Origin of the sequence: Nocardia sp. NPDC005978, assembly GCF_040614455.1 — a bacterium.
Classification (GTDB): Bacteria; Actinomycetota; Actinomycetes; order Mycobacteriales; family Mycobacteriaceae; genus Nocardia.
Genome location: NZ_JBEXUS010000001.1, coordinates 146,516 through 172,953, shown reverse-complemented (window position 1 = coordinate 172,953; position 26,438 = coordinate 146,516). Strand labels below are relative to the sequence as shown.

21 protein-coding genes and 1 tRNA gene are annotated in these 26,438 nt (G+C 68.8%); 5 read left to right on the top strand and 17 right to left on the bottom strand.

The window, feature by feature from the left end:
• Positions 1 to 103: 103 nt before the first annotated feature.
• A complete protein-coding gene (locus ABZ319_RS00835) occupies positions 104 to 1,993 on the top strand; it encodes an AMP-binding protein (RefSeq protein ID WP_354984181.1) in 1,890 nt (629 codons plus the stop codon).
• A 91-nt stretch (positions 1,994 to 2,084) separates the two neighbouring features.
• Here ABZ319_RS00835 and ABZ319_RS00830 read toward each other — a convergent pair whose 3' ends face one another.
• The 9 genes from ABZ319_RS00830 to ABZ319_RS00790 all read right to left on the bottom strand — a co-directional run bounded on the left by ABZ319_RS00830 (position 2,085) and on the right by ABZ319_RS00790 (position 9,858).
• Complete coding sequence (locus ABZ319_RS00830; RefSeq protein WP_354984180.1) at positions 2,085 to 3,236, bottom strand: hypothetical protein; 1,152 nt, start codon at positions 3,234 to 3,236, stop codon at positions 2,085 to 2,087.
• 90 nt (positions 3,237 to 3,326) lie between these two features.
• On the bottom strand, positions 3,327 to 3,611 hold the full coding sequence (locus tag ABZ319_RS00825) for a hypothetical protein (protein WP_354984179.1): 285 nt from the start codon (positions 3,609 to 3,611) through the stop codon (positions 3,327 to 3,329).
• Positions 3,612 to 3,715: 104 nt separating this feature from the next.
• Positions 3,716 to 3,787 (bottom strand) — tRNA-Gly (locus ABZ319_RS00820).
• Positions 3,788 to 3,929: 142 nt separating this feature from the next.
• Positions 3,930 to 4,775: a hypothetical protein gene (locus tag ABZ319_RS00815; RefSeq protein ID WP_354984178.1), complete on the bottom strand. Its 846-nt coding sequence runs from the start codon at positions 4,773 to 4,775 to the stop codon at positions 3,930 to 3,932.
• Positions 4,772 to 6,418, bottom strand: coding sequence for a cutinase family protein (locus tag ABZ319_RS00810; RefSeq protein WP_354984177.1), 1,647 nt, complete (start codon positions 6,416 to 6,418; stop codon positions 4,772 to 4,774). The genes ABZ319_RS00815 and ABZ319_RS00810 overlap by 4 nt, the downstream gene beginning before the upstream one ends.
• 17 nt (positions 6,419 to 6,435) lie before the next feature.
• Positions 6,436 to 7,062: a hypothetical protein gene (locus ABZ319_RS00805; RefSeq protein ID WP_354984176.1), complete on the bottom strand. Its 627-nt coding sequence runs from the start codon at positions 7,060 to 7,062 to the stop codon at positions 6,436 to 6,438.
• Positions 7,059 to 7,919 (bottom strand): hypothetical protein, encoded by an 861-nt coding sequence (locus ABZ319_RS00800; RefSeq protein ID WP_354984175.1) that lies wholly within the window; start codon positions 7,917 to 7,919, stop codon positions 7,059 to 7,061. Before ABZ319_RS00800 ends, ABZ319_RS00805 begins: the two co-directional genes overlap by 4 nt.
• A 3-nt stretch (positions 7,920 to 7,922) precedes the next feature.
• A complete protein-coding gene (locus ABZ319_RS00795) occupies positions 7,923 to 8,750 on the bottom strand; it encodes a hypothetical protein (RefSeq protein WP_354984174.1) in 828 nt (275 codons plus the stop codon).
• Complete coding sequence (locus ABZ319_RS00790; protein ID WP_354984173.1) at positions 8,743 to 9,858, bottom strand: hypothetical protein; 1,116 nt, start codon at positions 9,856 to 9,858, stop codon at positions 8,743 to 8,745. Before ABZ319_RS00790 ends, ABZ319_RS00795 begins: the two co-directional genes overlap by 8 nt.
• A 249-nt stretch (positions 9,859 to 10,107) precedes the next feature.
• Here ABZ319_RS00790 and ABZ319_RS00785 point away from each other — a divergent pair, with 249 nt between their 5' ends.
• Complete coding sequence (locus ABZ319_RS00785; RefSeq protein ID WP_354984172.1) at positions 10,108 to 10,860, top strand: hypothetical protein; 753 nt, start codon at positions 10,108 to 10,110, stop codon at positions 10,858 to 10,860.
• 744 nt (positions 10,861 to 11,604) lie between these two features.
• Here ABZ319_RS00785 and ABZ319_RS00780 read toward each other — a convergent pair.
• Entirely contained in the window at positions 11,605 to 13,107 is a 1,503-nt protein-coding gene (locus tag ABZ319_RS00780) for a DUF222 domain-containing protein (RefSeq protein ID WP_354984171.1), read from the bottom strand.
• A 168-nt stretch (positions 13,108 to 13,275) separates the two neighbouring features.
• Between ABZ319_RS00780 and ABZ319_RS00775 the strand changes: the two genes are divergently transcribed.
• Positions 13,276 to 14,610: a hypothetical protein gene (locus tag ABZ319_RS00775; RefSeq protein ID WP_354984170.1), complete on the top strand. Its 1,335-nt coding sequence runs from the start codon at positions 13,276 to 13,278 to the stop codon at positions 14,608 to 14,610.
• Positions 14,611 to 14,646: 36 nt separating this feature from the next.
• Here ABZ319_RS00775 and ABZ319_RS00770 read toward each other — a convergent pair whose 3' ends face one another.
• From ABZ319_RS00770 to ABZ319_RS00760, 3 genes are all read right to left on the bottom strand, one after another.
• Positions 14,647 to 15,399, bottom strand: coding sequence for a metalloregulator ArsR/SmtB family transcription factor (locus ABZ319_RS00770; RefSeq protein WP_354984236.1), 753 nt, complete (start codon positions 15,397 to 15,399; stop codon positions 14,647 to 14,649).
• A gap of 427 nt (positions 15,400 to 15,826) precedes the next feature.
• Positions 15,827 to 17,548, bottom strand: a complete 1,722-nt coding sequence (locus ABZ319_RS00765) for an ABC transporter ATP-binding protein (RefSeq protein ID WP_354984169.1) — start codon at positions 17,546 to 17,548, stop codon at positions 15,827 to 15,829.
• A complete protein-coding gene (locus tag ABZ319_RS00760; RefSeq protein ID WP_354984168.1) occupies positions 17,545 to 19,401 on the bottom strand; it encodes an ABC transporter ATP-binding protein in 1,857 nt (618 codons plus the stop codon). The genes ABZ319_RS00765 and ABZ319_RS00760 overlap by 4 nt, the downstream gene beginning before the upstream one ends.
• A 152-nt stretch (positions 19,402 to 19,553) precedes the next feature.
• On the opposite strand from ABZ319_RS00760, the gene ABZ319_RS00755 reads away from it, so the two are divergent.
• Positions 19,554 to 20,324, top strand: coding sequence for a helix-turn-helix domain-containing protein (locus tag ABZ319_RS00755; protein ID WP_354984167.1), 771 nt, complete (start codon positions 19,554 to 19,556; stop codon positions 20,322 to 20,324).
• 337 nt (positions 20,325 to 20,661) lie between these two features.
• Here the strand turns inward: ABZ319_RS00755 and ABZ319_RS00750 are convergent, their stop codons facing one another.
• Genes ABZ319_RS00750 through ABZ319_RS00735 form a run of 4 tightly spaced genes read right to left on the bottom strand, consistent with a single transcriptional unit; the run spans position 20,662 to position 25,492 of the window.
• Positions 20,662 to 21,822 (bottom strand): PDR/VanB family oxidoreductase, encoded by a 1,161-nt coding sequence (locus ABZ319_RS00750; RefSeq protein ID WP_354984166.1) that lies wholly within the window; start codon positions 21,820 to 21,822, stop codon positions 20,662 to 20,664.
• Entirely contained in the window at positions 21,819 to 22,697 is an 879-nt protein-coding gene (locus tag ABZ319_RS00745) for a metal-dependent hydrolase (RefSeq protein WP_354984165.1), read from the bottom strand. The genes ABZ319_RS00750 and ABZ319_RS00745 overlap by 4 nt, the downstream gene beginning before the upstream one ends.
• A gap of 46 nt (positions 22,698 to 22,743) precedes the next feature.
• The gene (locus tag ABZ319_RS00740; protein WP_354984164.1) at positions 22,744 to 24,525 is read right to left on the bottom strand and encodes an amidohydrolase family protein; all 1,782 of its coding nucleotides are present in this window, start codon (positions 24,523 to 24,525) and stop codon (positions 22,744 to 22,746) included.
• Between the two features lie 25 nt (positions 24,526 to 24,550).
• On the bottom strand, positions 24,551 to 25,492 hold the full coding sequence (locus ABZ319_RS00735) for an alpha/beta fold hydrolase (protein ID WP_354984163.1): 942 nt from the start codon (positions 25,490 to 25,492) through the stop codon (positions 24,551 to 24,553).
• Between the two features lie 230 nt (positions 25,493 to 25,722).
• Between ABZ319_RS00735 and ABZ319_RS00730 the strand changes: the two genes are divergently transcribed.
• A complete protein-coding gene (locus ABZ319_RS00730; protein ID WP_354984162.1) occupies positions 25,723 to 26,412 on the top strand; it encodes a TetR/AcrR family transcriptional regulator in 690 nt (229 codons plus the stop codon).
• The last annotated feature ends 26 nt before the right edge of the window (positions 26,413 to 26,438 follow it).

Genomic DNA, 26,438 nt, shown 5'->3' with positions numbered 1-26,438 from the left:
TTCCGGCGTTGGCATTCCGGAAGACGCTGGGAATGAGGGTGTTTGGCTCTCACCTGTTGGGATATACCCCTCGGCAAAGCTTATGAAACATTAATGTTTCATCATGTTCGACACCGTGTATCAGTCGTGGGCGGAGAATCCGGAGCGTTTCTGGGCGGATCAGGCCGGTGAGCTCGTGTGGACTCGTCGCTGGAATGCCGTGCTGGACAGCGATAACGCGCCCTTTCAGCGCTGGTTCCCCGGCGGCTACCTCAACGCCGCGGAGAACTGCGTGGACCGCCACGTCCTCGAGGGCCGGGGCGACACCGCGGCCATCGTGTTCGACAGTCCGCGCACGGGCGCCGCACAGACCATCACCTATCGGCGGCTGCTGCACGAGGTGGCGCGTTTCGCCGGCGTGCTGGACGATCTGCGGGTCCGTACCGGCGACACCGTCCTGATCCACATGCCCGCCGTACCGCAGACCATCGTCGCCATGCTGGCCTGCGCCCGGCGCGGCATCACCCATGTCGTGGTCCCCGCCGTGCCGGAGTCGGTGCTGCGCGATCGGATCGAACACTCCACCCCCGGCGTGATCCTCACGGCCTCAGCGGGTTTCGAGACCCGCGATCCCACGCCCTACAAATCGACCGTGGACGCTGCCCTGGCGCATTCGGCCCACCAGCCCCGGCACTGCGTGGTGCTGCAGCGCCCGGAGGCCCCGATCGGGCTGACCCCGCGTGATCTGGATTGGTCCCAGCTCATGGCCGTGGCCACCGCCCGCGCCCCGATCCCGGTCGAATCCGGTCACCCGCTCTACCTGCTCTACACCTCCGGCTCCACCGGCAAACCCAAAGCGGTGGTGCGGGATACGGGCGGCTATCTCGCCGGGCTGCGCTGGGCCGTGCGCGATGTCTTCGGCGTCGGCCCCGGTGACGTGTTCTGGACCGACTCGCACCCCGGCTGGGTGATGGGACACTCCTTCACCGTCTACGGCGCACTGGTCAGCGGCTGCACCACCCTGCTGTACGAGGGCTCGCCCACCGACACCCCCGACGCGGGCGCCTTCGCCAGGATCATCGCCGAACACGGCGTCAGCGTCCTGTCGACGACGCCGATGACGCTGCGCCGCATCCGCCGTGCGCCGCACCCCGAATCGGCGAACGCGCACGGTGGTCTCCGGGGCGTCTTCCTGGCCAGTGAACGCGTCGAGCCCGGCCTGCTGGACTGGGCCGAGCGGACCTTCGACTGCCCCGTCATCGACAACTGGTGGCAGACCGAGGCGGGCTGGCCGCTGGCGGCCAACACCCTGGGCGCGGGCCTGCTGCCCGGCAAGCCGGGCTCGGTCACCCGTCCGCTGCCCGGCTGCCGAGTCGAGATCCTCGACGACTCCGGACGCGTACGGCCGCACGGGGTCCCGGGCAACGTGGTGCTGAAGCTGCCGCTGCCCCCGGGCGCGGTGCGCACCCTCTGGCACGATGACGACCGTTTCGTCGCCACCTACCTCAAACGCTTCCCCGGCTACTACGACACCTCGGACGCGGGCTATCTCGACGCGGACGGCTACCTGTGGATCACCGGCCGCACCGACGACATCATCAACGTCGGCGGCGAGAGCCTGTCCGCCCTGGATGTGGAAGAGATCCTCGCCGCCCACCCGCAGGTCGAACGCTGCGCGGTCGTCGCCGCCCCCGACCCGCTCTGCACGCAGGTACCCGTGGCCTTCGTGGTCCAGCGCCCCGGCTCATCGTCCCTGGCCCCCGACCTCGCCGCGGAGCTCCGCCGCGCGGTCACGGACCGCCTGGGGGAGTGGACTCACCTGCGCCGCTTCATCTTCGTGACGACCCTTCCCCTGACCCCGTCCCAGAAGATCCGCCGCGCGACCCTGCGCGAGTCACTGCGCGTCACCCCACCGGATGCCGTGAGTGCCGGCCCGCCCACCGAGGTTCTCGACGACGTAGCTCTTGCGCCCGAGCGCCCGGCCCCCGCCGCGCGCCCGGAACCCGCCGCGTAGCCCGAACCTCACCCACGCGCGGCGCAAGCCCGGCAGTATCCGGGTGGCCCGGCCCAACCGGGTTGAGCCGCGGCGTGTTCGCCGGGCGCCCTCAGCTCCGGGAGAGTTTGAACGGCCCGCGATCCCAGCGCCAGCCGTGGCGCAGGGTGAGTGCGGCCAGATCCAGCAACTCCATACCGGTGTCCGCGCGGTAGCCGCTCAACTCCGCCCAGGACAGCGGACCTTCGGCCAGGCGATTGCGCAGCAGGTTCTCGTGCCGGGTGGCGACCTTGCGCGTGGTCAACTCGGCCACGCCCTGATCGCCCCCGGTCCACACCACCCACCCCCAGTTGTGCGCGTGCGCGTACGCCCGCCCGGCGGCGGCCTTGGCCCGGCTCGCGTGGAATGCCGTGTGCCCCAGCGGGATCACGTCGATCAGCACCACGCGTCCGTCGGTGAACCGCGCCACCGCGGCGGGATGGTGCAGCCGTTCACTGCCGTCGATGTCGTAGGCCAATTCGGCGGGATACTCCTGGAACGTCTCGACCCGCTCGCTGCCGTCCAGCTGCCGGAACAGCCGCGCCTGCAGCCCGGTGTCGAAAGTCGTTTCCCGCCCGAGCTTCTCGGAGTACATGTGCCCGCGCCCGTCATCGTCCAGATCCAGGGTGCGCGCGGCGGTCCCGGGCAGTTCGGCGGGGGAGCCCTCGGCCCATTCCACCCGGCGCAGCCACGGATTCCAGATGTCGGCCGGAATCTCCTCGCGCTGCTGCGGCGGCAGCAGATGCCAGCGGCCCTTCTGCTGCCAGCCGGCGATGCGCTGAAACACGAAGCCCGCCACGCGTTTCGCGTCCTGCAGTTCGTGCCCGGCCAGGCGCAGTTTCAGGTACGCCCAGTCCTGGGCGACGATGTCGGTATCGGTGGCATAGGTTTCGGCCAGCAGCGTGCGCACCAGGCGCTCATCGCCCCAGCCCACGGGATAGCGCTCGGCGAAGACGCTCAGATCGGTATCGCCGGTGGCCTGGTGCTGGCGGATCATCTGGCCGATGGCGCGGGTGTAGAGCTGCCGGGCCCGGTCTCGGGAGACGCCGAAGCGGGCGCCCAGCAGGGTGAGGGTTTCGGGATTCTCGCCGTCCAGGCCCAGACGGCAGGTGATGACCGCGCCGTCGCGCGGTCGTTCGACGGCAGCATCGATGGTCAGTGCGGACAGGGCCTCGTTGACGTCCTCGAGTCCGAAGGACGTACTGTCGCGCTCACTACTGCCCACCGCGGCCCCTACCGTTGTTCGCCAGTCTGTTCGACCGAGCCTGAACAGAGCGTAACCGCGGGGGCCGACAGAGCGCGGGAGGTGAGCCGGTTATCCGATCGCCGCGTTCATGATCGTTCCGGCGCTGGTGGCGATCACCCCGCCGATCATGGCGCCCGCGACCATCTTGGGCGAGGCCAGGCCGCCGCCGGACCACTTCTCCCAGGCGAAGCGACCGCCCGCGTAGGTGATGGCCATAACGCCGGACAGCAGGATGAACCACGTGAAGTACCGGACGAGCTTCATGAGCTTGTCGGCCACCGGGGGTGTCTCCGGGGTGGGATTGCTGATCTGGGCGAGCACAGTGTCGTAGAAGGCGCTGAGCGTGGGGGTCACCCTGGAAAGATACCGCGAAAGGCGGTGGACATGCCCGGGAATGTGCGCGAGATCTATTGCGCGGGAGGAACATTCGTCCTTCGTGAGGCGAACTTCAGATTGAGAGCGGATGACGAGATTCGAACTCGCGACCCTCACCTTGGCAAGGTGATGCGCTACCACTGCGCTACATCCGCTTACGCGTCTTCGGGGCCTGGGCCCCTCCGTCGTGCTGGGAAAACATTAGCCGATGAGCTGCCGAACCACCAAAACGCCCGAAATCCGGACATGTCGCCCTCGGCGTGGCAGCCCCCGGAAGCCGGTGCGCGCGTGGCGGATCTACCGGGGCGTGGTGTCCCCCTCGGTGTACGGCAGCACCGCCGAGACCAGCGTGCGATCCCCGATCGCGGTGGTGAGCACGAGCTGTGCGGGCCACACCTTCCGGCTCTTGTCCGGGTGCGTCTCGGTCACCACCATGACGTGCTGGCTCGCGAACGGCCCGGGCATGATCTGCACGCAGTAGGTGGTGCCCGCCGGAATGCTGTCGATCCCGGCCTGGATCGCCTCGGCCGTGGGCGTGGTGGGCGAGTCCGGCACGAACATCTCCCGTACCCGCTGACCGTTGCGCTCGGTGTAGTAGCGGTTCTGTAGCGCGAGAATGACATCCGGCCCCGAATGGGTGGATCCGGGTCCGTTCCCGCGCACATGCGTGCCCACCGCCTCGTTCGGGCACAGGTCGGGTGCGCCCGCCGCGGCCGGTTGCATCGAGGTGATCGTGGTGGGCGCGGGCTCGAGGGTGGGCATGGCCCGGCTCGGTTCGGGGCCGGTCGCCTTGGCGAACTGCACCGCGACCGCGGCGGTGATGGCCAGCACCGCCAGCACACCCAGCAGCGGCACCATCCACTGCTGACGCGAGTACGGCTCCCGCCCGCGCGCGGTCAGCGGTGTGCGCCGCTGCGGCGACCCCAGCCGCCGGCGCGGCGGGGGATCGTCGTAATAGTCGTCGTCCTCGTACTCGTCCGCGTAGTCCTCGTACGCGTCATCCACCCGCTGACCGGCGGCCGCGTGCTTCGGCGCGGGCTCGGGCGCGATCCAGTCGGACCAGTCCCCGGTGTACTCGTCATCGTCTCGCGCGGCCCGCCGCTCGCGTGCCGATTGCGCATCGCCGGCGCCGGGGGCGCTCATCGGGTCACCTGCGGTTCGGGAGCGGAGAACAGGGGGTATCCGGTGGCGGGCGCGCCCGAGGTGGTCGGTCCGGCGCTGGTGCTCGGCGCGTCACCGCCCAGCGGGAACTGGCCGCCACCGGGAGCGGTGGTGGTGACCGTGGTGCTCGGCGCGAAATTCAGTCCCAGCGCGGGCTTGTCACTGCCACCGGACGGCACGCTGCCCGCGGGCGCGGTCTTGGACAGATCGACGGCGGTCGCGGCGAACCAGTGCCCGACGTAGGCGGCCGGGCTCTCGCCGAAGCCCGAACCCTCGGCATTGGCGTAATCGTGCTTGCGAGCGGTATTCCAGTACTTCACCCAGGTGGTGACATCGAGCAGATCCTTGTTGTCGGTCACGTTCTGCACCAGCGCGGTGAACGCTTGGCCGGTCAACTTGCTGATCGTGGTGGGCGGCACCAGATTCGCGACCGCGCCGAGCACCTTGGTGCCCAGCACCGCCAGTCCCGCCAGCGGATTGGCCAGCCCGGCGGTGGCGATCTCGGCGATATTGGTCGCGGTCAGCACCGTGCGGACAACGGACACAACGGAATTGAAGGCAATGGTGCCAATCTTGACCAGCGCCTGGATGGCGCCGGGAATGTCCACGGAGGTATTGCGCGGATCCGAGGCCTCGGCCACGCGCTGGGAGATCGACTTCTGCGGCGTGATCGACAGATCGGTCAGCGACGTGCCGGAGATATCGTTGTTCACCACCTCGGTGAACGTCTTGATCGAGGTGAACGCCACCGCCTCCGCGATCGAGCGCAGCGAAGCGATGGGATCTCCGCCCGAAAGCTCCACCTGCGAAGCGATATTGGCGACCACCCGCACCAGCGGCGCGGCATTGGGCGCATCGCACGCCAGATCGCCGGTGCTGCAGAAATTGGCCACGCGCCCCGCGAGCGTGCCGAAACCGGCCTGCGCCGCACCCGCGGACCCGATGCCCGAGCCCACGGCGGGTTCGGAGGACTGCGGCGGCGACGAAAGCCCCTTCACCTCTTCACCACTGGTGCCGGGCGCGGCATCGGGCACGGTCTGCCCGGGCTTGCCGGGGAACAGCGCCGCCCCGGCATTGCGCGTCGGATCACCGAACAGCGCCACCGCGGCGATCTTGTCGGCCGAGACCACGCCCTTGCCCGCCCCGACCTCCTGGGCGAACAGCGAGGCGATATGCGCGCCCTGCGAATACCCGGCCAGCGCGATGCGAGTGTTCGAGCACCGCTCGACCACCTGCTTGGCCATGGACTTCAGCCGATCCAGGCCGCCGCTGATCGATTGCATGTACGGCGTCGTCCCGGTGCCGGTGAGCATCGCACCGCCGAAGGACGCCTCGTACGGTACATACGCGCGATCCACCAGGCCGTGCTCGCCCGCACCGGACATCATCGGCCGGAACACCGCCGACAGCATGCCGGTATCGGTGGTCACCGCCGCATCCGGTGAGGACTCACCCGTGCCCTGAATGCCGAGCGCGTACAGCGCGGGACAGGTATCGATGGGTACCTGCGTCTCGGGGGTATCGGCCGCGGCCGCGCCGATGGACGCGGCCGTGAGCACACAGACCACGGCGGCCGTCAGCGCCGAGCGCCGAATTCCGGCCAGGGAGAGCGATTGTCGATTCACCACGCACCTCGTTCAGGTCAAGTACTCGCATTGAGCGCGACGGGTTGCGCGCGGGCGGTGATCCTCGCCCCCGCCGCGCGGGCGGTGGTGAGAATCAGCTCGGCCAGAAGCCGAACCGGTTGCGGTGGAGTGCGAGTGGGATCGCCGTCCTCCAGCGGACTGATGCCGGAGCCGGGCTCCCAGGCCGCCAATTCGTGGGGTTCGAGCGCGCGCCACTGTTCGAGCCAGCCCAGCCGCCAGGACTGCGCGCCCAACTCGAAGGCGAGCGCTTCCACCTCGCGGCGGCGCTCGTCCGCCGGAATCGGGAGCGGCCGTGCGGAATCGGCGACGGTGATCAGGCCGACGATCTCACTCCCGGCCGGCGTCGCCTGTTTCTGGTGCGCGACGAGCGCCCGCTGCAGCGTGTTGAGCCCGCGCATATGAGTGCGCGCCACCAGCACGACCAGCGGTGAATCCATATCCGCGCCGAGCCCGATGCGCGCGGGCCAGCGCTGCCCGGCATCCCCGGCCCAGCTCATGCTCGCGGCGAGACTGCTCACCCCGGCGCCACCGTGCATGCCGATGAGCCAGACCAGCGGCGGGCGCGCGGGCCGATTGGGAACAGCGCGGTGCCACATGGGAACCGGCGCCGCACCGCCCGTCATCGCAGCGCCCCGAGCAGTGCGAGATAGGCATCGCGCGTCTCGGCGGCCAGACGATGCCAGGTGATCTTGCCGCCGGTGGCCAGGTGCATATCGAAGGGAATCTTCACGACTTCGCGCACCCACGAGCCCAGATGCGCGCGCACGTGATCGACCACGGTGGCCGCCGAACCGGGGACCTGCTCGGTCAGCACGATCACCGCATCGCCGACCACGAACTCGCTGAAATTGTCATCCAGCCAGGTCAACGCCGGTTGCAGGCGATTGATGGCATCCGGGCGCGCGGCCACGGTGATCACCAGACCCACCCGGGGATCGGACAGCAGCGGCGCGGCCAATCGACTCGTCACCGGGGCGCCCGCGTCGAAAACAGCCAGCAGGCCGGCGGTTTCGAGGTGCCGAGCCACCGAGACGAGCGTTTCACGGCGCGGGAAGGCATCCGGGCTACGAGTCAGCACCCGCACACCGGTGGACGTCCGGCCCGCGCACGCCTCCACACTGGACGGGAATTCGGGATGATCGGTGGCCAGCCAGCTCTGCACGGTGCTCACCGGTGCGGAGGTATCACAGCCGCGCAGCGCGAGATCACCGCCGCCGAGCGTGGAATCCACGGCCACCGGCCAGATCTCGCCCTCGCCGTCCACGGCAGCGGCGGCGGCCAGGCCGAGCGCGGTCGTGGACGCGCCGGAAGAACCGGATCCGCCGAGAATCAGCACCGAGGGCAGCACGGGCCGCACCAGCCTGCCCTGACCACCGCGCAGCGGCACCGAATCCGTCGGTGAGCCGGCCGGACCCGGCTGCATGAGATCACTGAGCGGGGGATCGCTCAATCGGCGAATGAGATCGTGGACGTCGGTCATGGTTCACTGTCCGCTCGCCACAATGGAACTGATGCGCACCTGACCGTCTCGAACGGTGGTGGTGAAGATCTGCTGCCACGACGTCTGCGAGCCATCGGGACGGCGCTCGTCCACGGTGACACTCCAGCGATCGGCGACATTCATGCGAGCCACGCTCACACAGTGCTGCGTACCGGCCGGAACCTGCGCGATGGCATCGCGAGTGGCCTGCTCCGGCGCGGCGAGCGCATCCGGGGTGAGTAGGGCCCGCACCACCGCGGCATCGCGCTGCACGTACCAGGCGTGCTCCAGGCGCAGAATGACACCGGGACCCGTGGTGAGATCACCCAGACCGGAACCACTCACCTGATCCGGCGTATTGGTCTCGCGGCACCAGGACTGCGATCCCGGCCGATCCACCACGGGCGTCACCGACTCGGTCACCGGCACAGCGGCGGGCGCGGCCGTGGACTCCTCGGGCTTGAACTGGAACCACAGCGCGGCGGCCAGCACGGCGAACGCCACCACCGCGACACCGCTCAGCGCGATCCGATCCCGAATCACCTTGTGCCTGCGCGTAATCGCGGCCCGCTCACGAGCAGCACTGACCAGCGGCGCCATCGGATCCTCGGCGGCCAGATACAACTCCGCGGACGTGCGCGCGCGAGCTTCGCCGTGCGCATCCGGCGCATGACCCGCATCGAGCCATTGCGCCCAGCCCGCAGCCGGATCCGGAGCCGAGTCCGCCTGCGGACCCTCGGGATTCGGCGGCAGAGCCGGCATCGGTGGTCTCGCCGCCGTGACATCCTTCTCTTCGATCACGGCGTCACCCTTTTCGTTCGTGTCAGACACCCGGGGCAGGCTGGATGGAGGCCAGGAAGGCTTCCGGTGTCAGGACGGGCATTTGGGCCACGGCGGACCGCAGCGAATCAACGGTGGTCACGGCTTGATCGACCACCTGCGCCACCTGAACGGCAGCCTGGTCCACGGCGGTATTGACCTGCTGGACCACGGGCGCGACGGCCTGGACCACGGGTTCGGCGATCTCGACGGGGACGTAGTCGGGGACTACGGGAGCGGCGATGACGGGGGCCGAGACCGGTTGCACGGCAGGCTCGACGGGAGCTGCGACCTCGATGAGCGGGGGTGGAGCAGGGGGAGCGACCTGAGGGTTTGCGCCCGAAAGCCCACCGAAGACACCACCTGCGAGGGCACCTGCTGTCGCACCGATGACTGCACCCGGGAGAGCACCGACCGCGCCACCGATAAGACACCCGGCTGCACCGCCGATTGCGCCACCGACAGGTGCGCCTGCACCTCCGGTCGGAACTCCACCAATGAGCCCGCCCGCCACGACACCGACTACGCCACCAATAGCGCAGCCTGCCAAGCCGAAAACGGCCGTGCCCCCGATTCCGAGCCCACCGCCAATTACTGTGCCGGCCAAACTTCCTGCGGCCATGCGGTCCGACTGATCACGCGGGAACCCCAGCCCGTCATAGGCGGCAGCAATCTGCCACTCCGCCATGTCCAGGTAGGACTGCGCCTTATCGCGCGACTTCTCATCGATGAAGTCCGGCAACTGCACAGTATTCGTGCCGACCCGCAATTTGTGCGGGTCCGACGGCATAACCGCAGCTTGATCATTCGGCGCGACCGTCGCCTCCTCAGGCGCAGACTCTTCCTGAGTCTCCGGCTGCACGAGGGTATCGATATTCGGCCGAGTCTGCTGCTGCGGCCGAGGGCGATTCGGCGGCGCGACGGGCGGATCCGGAATCCAATCCGCCGGACTGGGCGCGGTATTCACCGCGGGCGGCTCGGGCGTCGTACTCAGCCCGGGCTGTCCTTCACCGGGCACGGCCAGCCCCGGTTGCCCAGGTGCCGCCGCGGCGACTCCCTGGCTCGCTACCAGCAGCATCGGCAGAACCGACCATGCGAGCGAGGTACGTGTAGCGCTCATCTCTACCCCATTCCCCATACGGTCAACACTGGACTCCCCGGCCCGAATCCCCCTGACGGCCAGGCTGTATGCCCGTGACCGACCCCATCGCAGATGATCCCCCGACCCGTGTCACTGTGACCCATGCCGAAACCCCACCACCGTGCGATGATCATGTTCCGGGTTCGATCCTACTCGTAACCACGCTCGCCACAACCGGATACGGGACAGTCGGAACCAATTCTTCCTACTAATCGATCCGACGGCCGTATGATCCCCGTCAACCCCCGTAAGAACCGTGCGCCCCAACATGTCTCGAACAGGCACCGGTTCGCGGAAGGAATTCGCATGTGCGCCAAGTCAGCACACTCTCGGCAATCGCTCGCGCGGCCATCGGCCACCCGGCTCCGCCGTCTCGCGGCACTACCGATCCTGGCGGCCACCCTGCTCCTCACCGCCTGTGGCAGCGACGGTCCTTCCGGCACGACCCCCACGACCGAAGCCCCGGATCCCTCGCGCCCGCCGGCCGGCATCCACTGGGAGTCGTACCAGGGCATCCAACTTCCCATCGGCGCCGACGGCCCCAAGAACCTCGGCACTGCCGCCACGGGATACACCCACTCGCCCCAGGGGGCAGCGCTGGCCGCCATCAATCACAACGTGCGGCTCTCGCTCGCGCCGGACACCACGTGGCCGCAGATAGCATCGCAGTCCCTCATCCCCGGGCCCGCCAAGGACAACTGGGTTCTCTCGCGCTCGCAGATCTCCATCACGTCGGCCGCCAATCCGGCGCTTGCGCCTCGCATCACGGCATACAAGATCAACAACTATTCGGCGGAGCGGGCGGATCTCACCGTGTATTCGACGTATCCGGATGCGTCCATCACTTCGGCCGAGCAGGTGGTGTTGTGGGTGTCCGAGGACTGGCGGTTGTTGTTGCCGGATCCGGTGGCGAAGGTTCCCACCGTGCACTCGGTTTCGGTGATTCCGGAAGGGGTTGTCACCTTGCCTGTTGTGGGGTGAGGGGGCCGGTGGAGGGGTGGTTCTGCCGGGGTGATTGTCGGAGCGTTGGGTGGCTGGCTGGGTTGACGAACGACTGGATAACGAGAACCAGCGTGGACCGGTCAGGGGGTCGAGCTGCGGTTCCGGCCCCCTCGGGGAGAGCAGCCTGGATAACGAGAACCAGCGGGGTGCAGATGGGGAGGCCGGGCTGCGGTTCCAGCCCTCCCGGGGCAAAGCAGCCTGGATAACGGAATACCAGCGGGGACCGGTTCGGAGCCTCGACGGCGGTACCGGCCCTACCGGGCCGATAAGAGGGATCCACCACCGGCGGGGTACAAGCTAGCCTCGAATCGATTACCGCTCACCACGATCACCCTCTAAGGCAGTACCAGCATTCAGCGATGACGGATCTTTGTCTGTAAGTCTCGAGAGGGTTCCCACGGCCATCCAGCCACGCTGGAAGGACGAACAGGCTCCCAACGGGGGAGCCGAGGTCGGGTACGGCTGGCGAGGTAACCAGCATTGCCGCGTTGTTCTTGCTTGTTCTCCCGAACCCCGCTGGAAGCCGGAGGGTGGGTTTGGGTTGGGGCTACGTCGGCCACTGGAGTGAATACCGATGCCGTGGAGTCGCACCCGCTGCACGGGCGGGAAGGCCGGGCAGGGCCACAGGCGCGCGCGAGCCCCTTCGGCATCGAAGGCCGAAGAGGCAATGGGCGGAAGCGCTTGGCGCACAGGGGGTCCGGGTCGGTACCGGCGGCGATGCTGCTAGCAGAGTCGCCGGGCAGGGATACCCGGCACTCGGGGGTGGTGACGCAAGTTCACACGAGGTCTGCGAGCGGGGTCGATATGCGGTGGTGGTATCCACCCGGTCTTGCCCGGATGCTCCGAATCCTCGGGCATCACGATCGTTTTCCAGCCGTTCGGGCCGGTGTTGATCTGTGCGTGGCAGGCGTCGCACGCGAATGTCAGGTTCTCGATGTCGGTGTCGCCGCCATCGGCCCATTCCTTGATGTGGTGCACCGCCGATCGGCTCGCCGGCGCGTCGCATCCGGGGCGGGTGCAACCCCGCTCGGTCGCGGTCAACGCCAATCGCTGCGCCGGGTTGGCCAAGCGCTGACCACGAGACAGATGCAACGGGCGGCCATCCGAGTCGGCCACCAGCAGGTATCGGGTGCAGTTCGTGGCGACCTCGAGGGCTTCGGTGATCGACATCGTGCCACCGGTCGCGGTCGTTGCGATCCCGATGCGGCGTTCGAGATCCTCGATACTCATCGTGACGATGGTCGAGACCGGCAGCCCGCGATGCGATCCCAGCCTCGACGGCCCCATGTCCGGGCGCAGGAAAGTGAGCAGCGCATCGTGATTGCGTTGAGCGGCGGTGCGGTGATCGCGCTTGGCAGCCGCACGCACCTTCGCGCGTGCGGCAGCCCGAGCCCGCTCGGCCGGAGTCAACGACGCGTCGTCTACCTCGGTGCCATCGTCGATGGTGTCGCCGTCGTCGAGTTCGGTATCGATGCCGAGTTCAGTGGTGGTCCAAGGGCTTTCGGGGTCATCGGGGTTACACATGCCGGGTCGGCCGAGCTTCTCGATCACCGGGATGAACACCGCACCCAGTTGCGGGGTCAGCAATCCCGAGATCGGGTACATGCCATCGATCCGCTGGTTCCCGATCGTGATACCCCGCACCCGCTGGCGGTCCTTGGCTTCGACCAGGCGGCCATCGGGGTCGGTGTAGGCCAGGACTCGAACCCCGAGGGTGGTCACACCCTTCGGGTCACCCTGGCGGGCGTACGCGGTCAGGTGTTGTTCGGCGAGGTCTTTGGCTTCCACGCCCGCGGCATCGGGGATCCGCGCGAGTACATCCTTGATCGCCTTGATGTGGTCGGCGGAAATGTCCCCGGCCCGTTGTGCTTCGGCCACACGCGGCAACACCGGCGGCCGGTGGAACGAGCCTTCCTGCACGGTCGAGAGCAGGTCGGCGTTACGAACCCGAGCGGCAGCTTCCTGGTGTGACAGCCGCAGTGTCTCCTGCAGGAACAGGATCGGGCTCTTCACCCCGGCCCGTGCGGGCAGCCCCCGCGCTCCGGATTCGAGCGCACACTGCTGCTTGACCACGTCGAGTTTCCGGAAACTGGTTTCGAGTTCCTGCATGAACTCAATGAACTCGTCATCGGACAACGGAAACATCGGTGATTCGAGCAGGCCTTCCACCGCGGCAGCGAATGCGTGTGCACTCTGCGCGATAGCGGATTCCCTTCCCGAATTCATCCCCCCATTCTACCCCGTCATAGCAACCATGAATAGCCCAATTCGATTGTGATACAACGATATTCAGACCAACCGATGATTCGGACACTGATCCGCCGCCGCCCATAATCCCACCCGCCGGCCATTAATTCCTGGCCCGCACCGCCCCCGAAATTCTAAAGTCGCGCGGTGGTCGCACCCGAGAGCAATGATCTCCCCGCCCAGGACCCTGCCGAACTCCTCCGAGCGGCTCCCGACACCCTGCTGGGCATGATCCAGCGCGGTCGCGGAGCCTCCCGAGCTCGAGCCCGCTCGAACCGGCAAGCCGCAGCCACCCACGTTGTCGACTGCATAGTCCACGACCCCCGCTGGGATCACCAGGTCGAGTCCCGAGCGTGGCTGTACGCGACGCTAGTAACGGATCTCGGCATCGACCTCGCGGATTTACGCCCCGCCTATTCCTCCCCGCACGACCCGCGCGGCGACTCCGATGCCTGGATCGTCACCGGCGTCTTCGAATGCCTGGCACAGCGCGGGATTCCCGGTGCGGTAACCGAATTGCGCCGCTACCTCGCCACGGGACGCGATCCACACTTGGCCATGAGTCATCTCCTGCCCTTCGTGGATCATCCCGAAGCCGAAGGACTCCACGACGACCTTCTCGCGATCGTCGATGACGAAGAACTGACGTACCTGCTGCGTTCGTCATGGCAATTCCCCGATCTGTCCGCGCATCCGTGGCTGAGCTGGCGGCAATCGAGTCCGCGCACGGAACGCGCCGCTGTTGCCGTGGAACGCGAACAGGCCGAGAGCAAGTGCGACCGGCCGGGAGCCGCGGCGCGAAACGTGAGGCTCCGGGATCGGGCGGTGCGTTTGGCGGTCGAGGCCGGGTATCTGACGGCCGCCGAAGTCCGGTCGCTCAGCGACGAACGATGGTCGAGGTTCCTGCTGGACGTCGCGTCCGTGCGGCTCACCGACCGGGAACTGCCGCGCGAGGTTCGAATCTGGTTGCGCAGGCAGTTCCGGGAGCTCCGATCGCCCGATGCGCTCACTTGGGCTCGAACAAGCCTTTCCCCCGGCGGCGGTCAGCACGACGACGCGCTGTCCATGCTGGCGAGAATCGGTGAAAGCGCCGACGCGCCAATGCTGTTCGACTATATGATCTCCGCCGCCGCGGCCGGTGACGAGGGCATCGGGGACCTGTGCGACATAGTCCCGGCCCTCGGCCGGCTGACCTACGCACCTGCGCGATCGCCGATCGAGGAGATCTTCGTCAGCACGCCCTATTCGTATCTGCGTGAGCGTTGCGCGGGGGCATTGAGCACGCTGGCAGCGGACTTCCCCGTGCGGTATGCGATCGAATGCCTGGACGACTGCGAGTCCGGCACCCGAGAGATCGGCATCGCACACGCCGATCTCTCGAATCCCGAAGTCCGCGAACGCATCAATTCCATCGCTACTGACGCCTCTGAGGAGCTCGAGACCAGGCGAGCGGCGGTCACCCGTATCGAGCGGGACGTCTGACCCGAGGGGCGGCCGGAGCTCACGGCCTCCCCGGCATCACATGTCCCAGGGTGCCTGCGGCAGTACCGCCCCGGTCTCGAGCAGCGACTTGAGGTTGGCCAGCACGGCGGGCCAGCCGGACGAAATGCCCTGCAGCATCTCCTCGTTCGGCAGATTCTCGTGGGTGACGGTGAGCCGGACGATGTCCCGGTGCGGCTCGATCAGGAACGTCACCACCGACGGATCGCGATCCTCCTCCAGGGAATCCTCGAACGTGACGACCAGGCGCTTGGGGGGATCGGTTTCGAGCACCTTGCCGATCACGTCGATCTTGCCGGTGCCGTCGACGCGGCGATGCTCCCAGGTCGAACCCTGTTGCCAGTCGGACACATTCGCGTGTCCCCAGTACTGGGCGGTGAGGTCCGCGTCGGTCAGCGCCTTCCAGACCTGCTCGGCGCTGGCGCGAATGTAGGTGACGTACACGTAGTTGGCTACGGCCGTGGTCATGGCGTACTCCTCTGCCTGATTCTTGATACCGCGGATCACGTCCAGCCGGGGCTGGTCGAAGACGGAGATCCACCGCATCTCGATGTCGTGGATCGGTGCCGGATTGATGTAGTGCACCCGCTCCCGCCCACGCCGCAGCACGGTGACGAGCCCGGCGGCCACCAGGATGTCCACGTGCTGCGTCAGGGACTGCCGAGCCATGTCCACGCGCTCGCAAAGCTCACGCAGCGTCTGCCCGTTCTGCTCCCGCAGCCGGTCGAGCACCAGCCTCCGGGTGGGGTCCGCCAACGCCTTGAAAACCATGTCCATGTCGGGTTCGGGTTGCACCCGAAAATAATGCAGGTATTTACCTGCATATGTCAACACCTCGGAGCATAACCACAGCTGACAGGCGCGCGCGAGAGTCCGCCGCCGTGCCCACCCGCTTGCTCCGAGGGTCGATTCGCTGCCGTCGACCCGCCCCCACGCGACCGCATCCCGAGCCGACGGGAACTCACATCGCGTCGCCCACCCACCGCCGGGGCCACTCCGCTATCGGCCCGGTAGGGCTGGAACCGCGACCCACGTTCTCGGCCGGGCAACGCTGGTTCTCGTTATCCAGTCGTTCCGGAACTCAGCCACCTCCCAACGCTCCGATTCCCCGAAAGCCGGGAACGCCCACCCGACGCCCGACAATGTCGATCCGACGGCTGGGAACGCTGACCCGACGGTCGGGCACCGAAGATCCTTCCTACCCCGCCCGATCCAACTCCGGTGCCATAGCGACCCGCCAGAACTCCGCATACCGCCCACCCCCACACACGAGCTCATCGTGACTCCCCGCCTCCACAACCGTCCCGCCGTCGAGAAACACGATGTGATCGGCACTGCGCACCGTGCGCAGCCGATGCGCGACAACCACCACGGTTCGCCCCGCCATCAGTCGATCCACGCCCGCGTGCACGGCCCCCTCGTTCACCGGATCCAGCGCCGAAGTCACCTCGTCCAGCAGCACGATCGGCGCGTCCTTCAACAGCGCCCGCGCGATCGAAACACGCTGCCGCTCACCACCGGACAGCAGCGACCCGCCCTCACCCACCTGCGTATTCCACCCATCGGCCAGCCGCTCGATCACCTCGTCGAGCTGCGCCGCGCTCGCCGCCGCTCGCACCTCGGCCTCCGTCGCCCCGGGCCGCCCGAGCCGGATGTTCTCCGCGATCGTTCCGTCGAACAGGTACACGTCCTGGAAGACGATCGCGATCCGCGACATCAGGTCGTCCGTGCTCATCGAGCGGACATCCACCCCGCCGATCCGCACCGCGCCGCCGTCCACGTCGTAGAACCGCGCGAGTAGTTGCAGCAGTGTGCTTTTGCCCGACCCGGACGGGCCGACGATCGCGAGCCGGGTACCCGCGGGAACGGTGAGCGACATGTCGCGGACCACCGGCCGCCCACCGCGCCGGAAGGTCACCGCGTCGAACTCCACGTCATGACCGGCCGGACTGAGCGGGGTGCGCGGTTCCGGGAGCGGTTCGGTGCGCAGCACCGCGTCGATCTTCGTCAGCACCGCGCGACCGGAACGGAGCTGGCTCCCGATGTCCGAGAGCGACAGCAGTGGATCCGCGCTGCGGGCCGCCAGCACCAGGATCGCGAGAACCTCTGCCGCGCCGATGTTTCCACCCACCGCCAGATACGCGCCGAGTGCCAGGAGTGCGGTGAAGACCGCCTGCACCGTGAGCGCCGAGCCCAGCAGACCGGGCACCGCCGCGCGAATGGAGTTCCGGCTCGCCCGTGCCACCTCGCTCAGAGCGTCGTCGAGCAGCCCGAACCGTTCGGCGGTGCGCCCGCCCGCGCGCAACACCGGTTGTGCGCGAAGGTATTCGATGACCCGCGCGGTGGCCTCCCGGTCGCGCTCGTCGCGGTCGGCGTCGGTGTCCGCCATCGCCCGGCCGGTCCGGATCTGGATCAGCACCACGACCGGTGCGGCCAGCAGTGCCGCCAGGCCCAGCTGCCACTGGTAGGCGAGCATGACCAGCACGATGGTCAGCGGTGTCACGCAGGCGGACAGGAACGGTCCCAGGATGTGCGCGATGACGCCCATCGACTGCAGCACCCCGGCGCCGGCCAGTTCGGACACCTCACCCACGCGGCGCGCGGTGAACCAGCCGATGGGCAGGCGCGCCAGGTGATCTCCGAGCCGGTGGTAGACCCCGTGCAGTAGCGCGGTGCCGACCCGGAAGCCGGCCAGGTCGCCGCGGTACCGCAGGATCGCGTACACCGCGACCGCGAGGGCGAAGGCGATCAGCCAGGGGCGTCCGTCCTCGGGACTGTCGCCGAACAGCGCGCGCAGCAGGGGGACCAGGAACGCGTACGAGAGGCCCTCGGCGACGGCGGTGGCCGTCATCAGCGCCAGGGTGCGCCGCAGCGGCGCCGCGTAGTCGTGGCCGAGCAGGTGCAGGAGCATGCGGATCATCGCGGGTCGCCTTCCCGGCTGTTGTCGTGCGGTCCGTGGTCGGGCACGGCCGGTTCCATAACGTGGTCGCGGAGTGGTCGATCCCGCCGGGCGTGTGCGCCGTGAAGTTCGGCGAATCTGCCCGAACCGGTGCGCAATTCGGCCGGACGACCCTGTTCGACGACCACGCCGTTCTCCAGCACCACCACGGCGTCCGCGTCGGCGATGGTCTCCAGCCGGTGTGCGATGACGAGAATCGTCCGGTCGGCGGCGAGACCGGCCAGTGCCCGTCGCACCGCGCGCTCGGTCAGGGGATCGGCGAACGAGGTCGCCTCGTCCAGCACGAGCACCGGCGTATCGGCGAGCAGGGCGCGGGCGAGGGAAATCCGTTGCGCCTCACCGCCGGACAGGTCGGCATCCGCACCCAGCACGGTCTCGTATCCCCGCGGGAGTTCGAGGATTCGATCGTGGATGTCGGCCAGCTCGGCCACCCGCACCACGTCGTCGAGGGCGGCGTGCGGCGCGGCCAGCGCGATGTTGTCCGCGACCGAGGCGCGCAGCAGCCGCACGTCCTGGAAGACGAACGACACCCGCCGGTACAGTTCCCGGCTGCCCAGCTCGCGCAAATCCACCCCGCCCAGCAGGACCGCGCCGTGCGTGGGATCGAAGAAGCGCGGCAAAAGCTGTACCAGCGTGGACTTTCCGCTGCCGGAGGGCCCGACCAGCGCGGTCACGGTGCCGGGTTCGAGGGTCAGGTCGATGCCGCGCAGGACTTCCGGACCGTCGCCGTACCCGAATCGCACGTTCCGCAGCTCCACGCGATGTCCCCGCGGCACAACGGGTCGCGCGGGTTCGGGAAGCTCGGGGGTGCCCAGCACATCCCGGATTCGGCCGAGTGCGCGCCGGGCGGCCTGCAGGTCGTCGAGGCCGTGCCCGAGTGCCGCCACCGGCGCGGTCAGGCCGAGTCCGAGCAGCAGGAACGGCAGCAGATCGGCGGGCGCCAGGGAGCCGCCGGTGATGAACGCCGAACCGCCGATCAGCACGACCAGCAGCACGAACGGCGGCGACAATGCCAGCTGCATGCCGGCGGCGATCAGGGACATGCCGAAGACCCAGCTGCGCAGGGTGCCGGTGAAGTCGTCCGCGGCCGTCAGGAACGTGCGATGGGCGCGCGAACCGCCGCCGAAGGCTTTGACCACCGCGATACCCTGCACGAATTCCACTGCGGCAGAATTTATCCGGCTCATGGCCGCATCCATCTCGTGTTCCAGGCGCCGGCGGTTCGGCGTCATCATCAACGGCACCAGGGCCAGGGCGAGCACGACGGGAATCAGGGTGATGAGGGTCAGCCGCCAGTCGATGGCGGCGAGATAGATCAGCGACACCAGCGGGACGACGAACGCGGAGACCAGTTCGCCGGGCGCGTGGGCGATCAGCGGATGCGTGGCGCTGACGTCCTGTCCCACCATCTTCGCCAGTTCGCCGGTCCGCCTGCGCGCGAACCAGCCGATCGGCACCCGGCCCAGCCGATCGGCGAGCCGCCTGCGCAGGTCCAGCTGCACCCGGCTGTCCAGCAGATGCCCGATGCCCGCGGACGCGGCGGTGCACACCAGCCGCACGAGCAGCCCGGCGGCGCCGGCCAGCACGATCAGCCGGACGTGCCCGTGGTCGATGGGCCCGGCGGACAGCAGCGTCCGGCCGAGCTCGACCACGGCCAGCAGCGGTGCGAGACCGGCGACAGCGCCGAGCACCTGGAGCGCCAGCACCGCGGCGAAGCGCCATCGATACGGCGCGAGCAGCCGGATCATGTGCGGCGGCGGGGGATCGGGTGGTGTGACCCGGGCTGTCGGCCGGGCCTGTTCGGTGGTGGTCATCGCGCGCCGTCGCTCTCCTCGCGAACCGGGGCGGCGTGCTCGCATGCCGATCCGATTCGGGTTGTCGTGGGGGAGCGCGACCGCCGCTCCCGCGAGTCCGCGCGCTCCGCCGGGCCGTCCTGCCGACGGGCCCCACCGGTAGGCTCGCAGGGGTGACCGTCGGCGCGCTTTCGGAAACCTGCGGTCCGAACAGATTGCCCCGGGTGTGGATTCGCCCCGCCCATGCCGGGTACATCGGACCCGAGCTCGGGGTCGATCTGCACGCCCCGGCGGTCGCGGTGCTCAGCGTCGGTCTCGACGGGCCGTTCGAGCTGGAGACCGCCACCCACGGGCCGATCACCACCGGCAGCTGTTTCGCACCCGCGCACACCCCACATCGGGTGACCGTGCCCGGCGGCTGGATACTGCTGCTGTTCGTGGATCCCGCGAGCACGAGCGCCTCGGCCATCGCGGGGGAGATGACGGCGTTCGACGAGCCGTACGGGCTCGGTCATCGCCACGAACGCGAACTCGCCGAGCTGTGTGCCGGGCTCGATCCGGACCCGGATCGCATTGTCGCGCGGGCGGTCTCGGGTCCGGCGCGTGTCTCGGATCCGCGCATCGACCGGGTCGCAGCCGGCATCCGCGACAATCCGAACGACACCTACCGCGCCGAGCCGATCGCCGCCTCCCTCGGCCTGTCCACCACGCACTTCCTGCGGGTTTTCGCCCAGCAGTGCGGGACCACCTTCCGCGGCTACCAGCGCTGGGCGCGCATCGTGCACGCGATGCGGTCCGTGGGCGCGGGCCACGACCTGACCCGGGCCGCCACCGACGCGGGCTTCGCGACCCCCTCGCACTTCAGCGAGACGTTCCACGCGATGTTCGGGATCTCCGCCACGGCGACGCTGCGCACGGGGATCCATTTCGACCTCGGGGCGTAGCGGGGCGGCCAGGACGGCGGGGGCACAACACTCTCGTTCGAGGTGCTCTTCCTCGTTCAGGAGTGCCCCGGCGTGGGAGGCGACCGCGGGGGTGCCCCGCGCCCACTGAGCACACGTGCTGTGTTCACCTGTCCGTTGTCGTCAGGGCGTGCGCTTCCTTGGGTGTGTGAGTCGCCTGTTGTGAGGGCGTGGGCGGCTCGTTGTGAGGTGTGGGTTTCCATGGGAGGGGGCGTGAGCCGCCCATCGGCAGCGCGTGCGTTTCGTGGGTGGGGGGCGTGCGTCTCGCGACGATTGCCTGTGGCGCGCACGGCCTATCGAAGGTTGCCGATGACGCGTGCTACAGGTCCAGCACCAGCCGCCCGCCCGCACACCGGGAGACGCAGATGAGGATGTCGCCCTCGGCGCGCTCGTCCGGGGTCAGGGCGGTGTCTCGGTGCTCGGGTTCGCCGTCGAGCGTGCGGACCAGACAGGTGCGGCAGAAGCCCTGGCGGCAGGAGTAGGCCGTGTCGGGGCGGACCGCGAGCACGGATTCGAGAATGGTGCGATCGGCCGCCACCTCGACCGTCTCGCCGGTGCGTGCGAGAACGACGTCGAAGGGCTTGCCGTCGACAACCGGTGGGGCGGAGAAGCGTTCGGAGTACAGGGCGATCTCGGGGCGGTGGCGCAGCGCGTCGGTGATCGTCGCGGTCATGGCGGCCGGACCGCAGCAGTAGACCGCGGCGCCGGGGCCGACGCCGCCCAGCAGTGCGGTCGCGTCGGGCAGGCCGTGGATGTCGTCGGTGCGGACCGTGACGCGGTCGCCGAACTCGCCCAGTTCGCGCAGGAACGGCAGGGTGTCGGCCGCCCGGCCGGTGTAGATCAGGGTCCAGTTGGACCCGGCGCGCGCGGCGGCCCGCACCATGGGCAGGATCGGCGTGATGCCGATGCCTCCGGCCACGAAATGCACTCGGGTGCCGGCGTTTCCGGGCGGCACGAAAGGGAACGCGTTGCGCGGCCCCCGGATCGTGACCCGGGTGCCCGGTGTCAGCGCCTCGTGCACCTCGCGGGATCCGCCGCCGCCATCCGGGATGCGGCGCACCGCGATTCGATAGCTGTTCGCGTCGCGCGGGTCGCCGCACAGCGAGTACTGGCGCAGCCGGCCGGAGGGCAGTTCCACATCCAGGTGCGCGCCCGGCATCCACGCCGGCAGTTCCCCGCCGTCCGGTGCGGCGAATCGGATGCCGACCACGTCGTTGTCGCGGGCTTCGATCCGGCGCTCGGTGACGACCACCTCGATGCGGCGATCGTTCTCGGGGGCGGGCGGGGCGTGCCGGTGCACGCGTTCGATCCAGCCCAGGCGCGTGTGGAGGATCGCCGAGAGGGTGCCCATCAGCAGATCGCTCCGACGGCGGCCGTAGAGCGGCGCCGGAATGCGCTGTGCCGGTGCCGAATCGAGCCGTGCGGGATCCGGCTGTCGCGGTGCCGGATTCGACTGCCGCGACGCGGTGTTCGTGCTCATGCCGCGAGCCGGGCCGCAGGCGAGGTCGCCAGGTACGCGACGGCCTGCGCGGTCGAGCCCATGTTCTCCGGGCTGTAGCGCGGATTGAACATGCTGAGCATGCCCCACAGCAGGGACGGCACCCCGGGCAGCGCGCCGCGCAGCATGGCGCCCAGGATGCGCACGATGAGCCGGGGGTAGCCCAGGTTCGGCAGGCCCGGGTCCTGCCGGACAAGGAATTTGGTACCGCGCAGCATCAACAGGATGAATGTCGGGAAGGCCACGACGATCGGCAGGGTGCGGCGCAGGTAGCCCATCTCGAAGTAGCCCGCCACGTCGTGGGCCACGTTGCGATGCTCGACCTCCTCGGCGCCGTGCCAGCGGAACAGATCCGCCATGCGCGGATCCGCGCGATGCTTCTCCAGATCGGCGTTCAGCACCCACACGCCCAGCCAGGCGAAGAAGTGCTCGAGCACCGCGATAACGTTGAGCCGCTCCAGCAGTCGCTGATGACGGGCCGTCTCGTCGCCGGTCTCGGCCGGTCCCAGCAGCTTGCGGAACAGGAACTCCATCTGCCGCAGGTACGGGCCGGAGTCGAGGCCGTGCACGGCCAGCACCTCATCGAGCACCTTGTTGTGGGTCTCGGCGTGCATGGACTCCTGCCCGATGAAGCCGAGCATCTGCTCGCGCAGCTTCTCGTCGCGCACCAGCGGCAGCGCCTCGGTGAACGTGCGGCAGAACATGCGCTCGCCCTCGGGGAGCAGCAGATTGAAGGCGTTGATCACCATGGAGGCGACGGGTTCGCCCGGCATCCAGTGCAGCGGGGTGCCGGTCCAGTCGAAGGTGACGTTGCGGGCCTGCAGGGCGACTTCGCCCGGTTCGGGTGTCTTGCTCATGGGTGATGGCTCCGTATCCGGCTGTGACGGTGGTGATTCCGGCGAGTCAGCGGCTCGCGGCGGGAACCGAGCGGGCCGACGGGTGTCCGGCGCGCAGGAATTGCCCGGTGCCCCAGGCGGTTCCGAGGCCCTCGGCGAACACCCCGGCGCGGTATACCGGCTTGCCGTTGACGATGGTCGCGGTGACGGCCCGGTCGTTGCGGTTGACCATGCGATCGAGGCCGAACTCCGGCATGGCCGTCTCGTGCAGTCCGTGCACCGCCGAGTCCAGTCCGGCCGGATCGACGATGGCGATGTCGGCTCGGTCGCCTTCGCGCAGCAGCCCCGCGTCGATCCGATACCACCGCGCGAGTTCACCGGTCAGCCGGTGCACGGCGCGTTCGACGCTCAGGAACGGCTTCCTGCTGTCCTGTGCGCGCAGCACCCGCTCGAGCAGGCGCAGGTGGTAGTTGTAGAACGCCATGTTCCGCAGATGCGCTCCCGCGTCGCCGAAGCCCATCTGCACGCCGTCGTTGGCGGCGAGCTTGTCCAGGTACTTGGGCCGATCATTGGCGATCGTGGTGCGCCAGCGCAGTTTCGGGCCGTACTCCACCACCAGGTCCAGGTAGGCATCGACCGGATGCAGGCCGCGTTCCTTGCCGACCTGCCCGATGGTCTTGCCGATGACCGTGGCGTCGGGGCAGCCGATGATCTCCGCGTCGAAGAAGTCGCGGTGCCAGATGCGCGGGCTGAACTTGTCGTCGTATTCGCGCCGGAAGCGTCGCCGGTAGCCCTCGTCGCGCAGCAGTTCGTTGCGCTCGACCTGGTCCTTCAGGTGCAGTGCCGCGGCGCCCGCCCCGAACTCCTCGAACACCACCAGGTCGATGCCGTCCGCGTACACCGTGAACGGCACCGGCAGATGCTGCCAGCGGAAGTCGGTGCGCGCGAGGCGATTCAGCAGCGGCGCGGCCCAGAGCATGAAGTAGGCCAGGGGCGGATACGCCTTGGAATCGGCCGCGGACAGCAGCGAGGTGCGCAGTTTGGGCCGGCCGAACAGGCCCGAGCTGGCCCAGAAGTACTTGTAGATGTTGGGCCGCAGGTCGATGGTCGGCGCGCTCTGCAGCACCCGGCGATTGCGGCGCAGCACCCGGTTCAGCGCGCGGACCTCCTTCCCGCGCGCATAGGTCGAGGGCAGCGACCGGGACCGGTGGACCTCGCCGTCGATCTTGTCCAGCTTGTTGGACATGGACGAGAGCCCCAGGAAGCCCTCGTCGATGGCCTCGCCGAGCAGCAGCTGCATGCGCTCGATCTCGGCGGCGCTGGGCCTGGTGTCGCGGGTGACGGCGCGATCGAGACCCAGCACGTGGGTGCGCAGGTCCGAATGTCCCAGGAAGGCGGCGATATTCGGGCCGAGCGGCATCTCGTCCAGGGCTTTGGCGTATTCGCCCGGCCCGCTCCAGGTGCGGCGCTCGCCGAGCGTGCGGTGGACCGCCTCGCGCGGCACCGCCTCGACGCGGCTGAAGATGTCGGCGCAGTCGTCGTTGGACGCCAGGATGGTCGAGAGCGAGCAGTTGCCGATCACGACGGTGGTCACCCCGTGCCGAAGCGATTCCGAGAGTTCGGGTTTGACCAGCATCTCGGCGTCGTAGTGGGTGTGCACGTCGAGGAACCCGGGCATGACCCACTGCCCGGCGGCATCGATCACCTCGGTGTCCGGGCCGGGCGTCAGCGGATCGGCCGAGACCTTGACCACGATGCCGCCGCGAATGCCGAGATCGCGGGTCAGCCCGGGTGCGCCGGTGCCGTCGAACCAGGTGCCGGCGGTGATGATCAGATCGAAATCGTCCATGGCGGTGCTGCTTTCTGCCGCGCGGTCAGCGCGAGTGGGCGTCGATGAAGGCGGCCGCGGTCCGGGCCAGGTAGGCGGGATCGCTGAACGGCAGCCAGTGTCCGTACGGGGCGTCGTGCCGCACCAGCGTCGAGACCCAGCGGCCGGTGTCGTCGTACCCGGCGGGGCGGACGGCGATGTCACGGGTGTTCACGAGCAGTTGCACCGGAACCTCGGTGCGCCGCTCGCGCGGGTGGCGCAGGCGCGCAACGATGTTCGCGCGATAGAAGCGCAGGCCCGAGATCATGTCCGCGCGCAGGGTCGGCGCGAGGTGCACCTGATCGGGGGCGGTGCCCTCGACGATGCGCAGGAACAGCTTCCAGATCCGCGCGGATCCGAAGACCCGGAAGAACAGCGCCGGGAGCACCGGAATCATGAAGAACACGGTGTAGGCCGAGGAGATCATCTGGGTGATCGGGCCCCACGCGTTGCGCGGGGTCGGGCGCGCGAGCCGGGTGCGCATCCAGGCGCCCAGGTGATCGAGGTTCGGGCCCGAGACCGAGGTGAACGAGCGCACGCGGCGTTCGGCTCCCGGTTCGCACACCGCTTCCCAGATCTGCACCGAACCCCAGTCGTGGGCGACCACGTGCACGGGCCGGTCGGGGCTGAGCACGTCGATGACGGCGAAGAAGTCCCGGGCGAGCTCCTCGATCCGGAAGGCCGCCACCGTGCCCGGGACGGTCGACTCGCCGTAACCGCGGGTGTCGTAGGCGATGACGCGGTACTTGTCCGCGAGTTCGGGGATGACGCCGTCCCACAGGTGGTGGGTGTCGGGCCAGCCGTGCACCAGCACGACGGGTTCGGCGTCGGAGGCGCCGTATTCGAAGACCGCGATGCTGATGTCGCCGTTGCGCACGGTCGACCGGCGGTCCGGGACGCGCGTCGCCCGCGGTGCGGGAGCGGTGGAATCTGCGAGCTGACCCGGCATCGGAGTCCTTCCGGGCGGGTGCGCGCACACCGCCGAGTACTGTCGGTTCGATAATGTAGTACCAGCGGTACTTCGATGAGTGTCACGATCTCGGCGAGCAAAGTCAACGTGGGTAGGAACAATGGCGGATACGGTCGTACCGGCGGTATCGGGGAGCGGCCCCGGAGCGGGGCGCGGGTCGCTAGAATCCCGACGGTGAGAGCACGCCCCGTCCGAAGAAGGTTGCCGCTGTGAGGTCGTCCGGGCGTTCGAGCCCCCGCGCGCTGACGCGTGACGAGGTCGTGCAGGGCGCGATCCGGGTCATCGGCCGCACCGGGCCGTACGCCTCCATGGGCGCCATCGCCGAGGAGATGGGCGTCGCGAAACCGCGCCTGTACCGGCTGTTCTCGGACAAGTCGGATCTGGACCGCGCCATCGCCGACTGGATGGTGCGCGAGATCTACCGCTCGATCACCCCGGATATCTCGCTCATGATGCAGCCGCCGCGGGCAACCGTGCGCCGCTTCCTCGAGGCCTACACCGAGACGATCGCGAAGTACCCCAACCTCTTCCGCTTCCTGGCCCTCACCCAGGTCGCCCCGCCCACCGACGGCCCGGGCCTGCCCCTGGACGTGGGCCGCCGCATGGCCGATCAGCTCGCCGAACGCGGTGCGGGCCTGCTCGCGGCGGTCGGCCTCGACACCGACGGTGTGGACTACCTGACCCGCGGCCTGGTCGGGTTCGTCGTCTCGGTCACCGACCTGTGGCTCGGCGCGGACGGCACCCCGACGCCCGAACGCACCGCCCAGTTCGTCGACCGCACAACGGAATCGGTGTGCGCGCTACTGGGCGAGTTCCTGCTGAGCAAGAACGTGGTCGCGGACCCGGATACCCCGGTGGTCGCCACGCTCGCCGCGATCAGCCAGAGTCGCCCGGACTGATCGGGGGTGGTTCGGCCGGTGGCTCG

Excerpts from the sequence above, each read along its gene's own strand:
- ABZ319_RS00780 (WP_354984171.1), bottom strand. The coding sequence starts at position 13,107 with ATGAATTCGGGAAGGGAATCCGCTATCGCGCAGAGTGCACACGCATTC.
- ABZ319_RS00750 (WP_354984166.1), bottom strand. The coding sequence starts at position 21,822 with ATGAGCACGAACACCGCGTCGCGGCAGTCGAATCCGGCACCGCGACAG.
- ABZ319_RS00815 (WP_354984178.1), bottom strand. The coding sequence starts at position 4,775 with ATGAGCGCCCCCGGCGCCGGCGATGCGCAATCGGCACGCGAGCGGCGG.
- ABZ319_RS00735 (WP_354984163.1), bottom strand. The coding sequence starts at position 25,492 with ATGCCGGGTCAGCTCGCAGATTCCACCGCTCCCGCACCGCGGGCGACG.
- ABZ319_RS00785 (WP_354984172.1), top strand. The coding sequence starts at position 10,108 with ATGATCCCCGTCAACCCCCGTAAGAACCGTGCGCCCCAACATGTCTCG.
- ABZ319_RS00765 (WP_354984169.1), bottom strand. The coding sequence starts at position 17,548 with ATGATCCGCATGCTCCTGCACCTGCTCGGCCACGACTACGCGGCGCCG.
- ABZ319_RS00800 (WP_354984175.1), bottom strand. The coding sequence starts at position 7,919 with ATGACCGACGTCCACGATCTCATTCGCCGATTGAGCGATCCCCCGCTC.
- ABZ319_RS00770 (WP_354984236.1), bottom strand. The coding sequence starts at position 15,399 with ATGGTTTTCAAGGCGTTGGCGGACCCCACCCGGAGGCTGGTGCTCGAC.
- ABZ319_RS00790 (WP_354984173.1), bottom strand. The coding sequence starts at position 9,858 with ATGAGCGCTACACGTACCTCGCTCGCATGGTCGGTTCTGCCGATGCTG.
- ABZ319_RS00805 (WP_354984176.1), bottom strand. The coding sequence starts at position 7,062 with ATGACGGGCGGTGCGGCGCCGGTTCCCATGTGGCACCGCGCTGTTCCC.
- ABZ319_RS00740 (WP_354984164.1), bottom strand. The coding sequence starts at position 24,525 with ATGGACGATTTCGATCTGATCATCACCGCCGGCACCTGGTTCGACGGC.
- ABZ319_RS00745 (WP_354984165.1), bottom strand. The coding sequence starts at position 22,697 with ATGAGCAAGACACCCGAACCGGGCGAAGTCGCCCTGCAGGCCCGCAAC.
- ABZ319_RS00760 (WP_354984168.1), bottom strand. The coding sequence starts at position 19,401 with ATGACCACCACCGAACAGGCCCGGCCGACAGCCCGGGTCACACCACCC.
- ABZ319_RS00835 (WP_354984181.1), top strand. The coding sequence starts at position 104 with ATGTTCGACACCGTGTATCAGTCGTGGGCGGAGAATCCGGAGCGTTTC.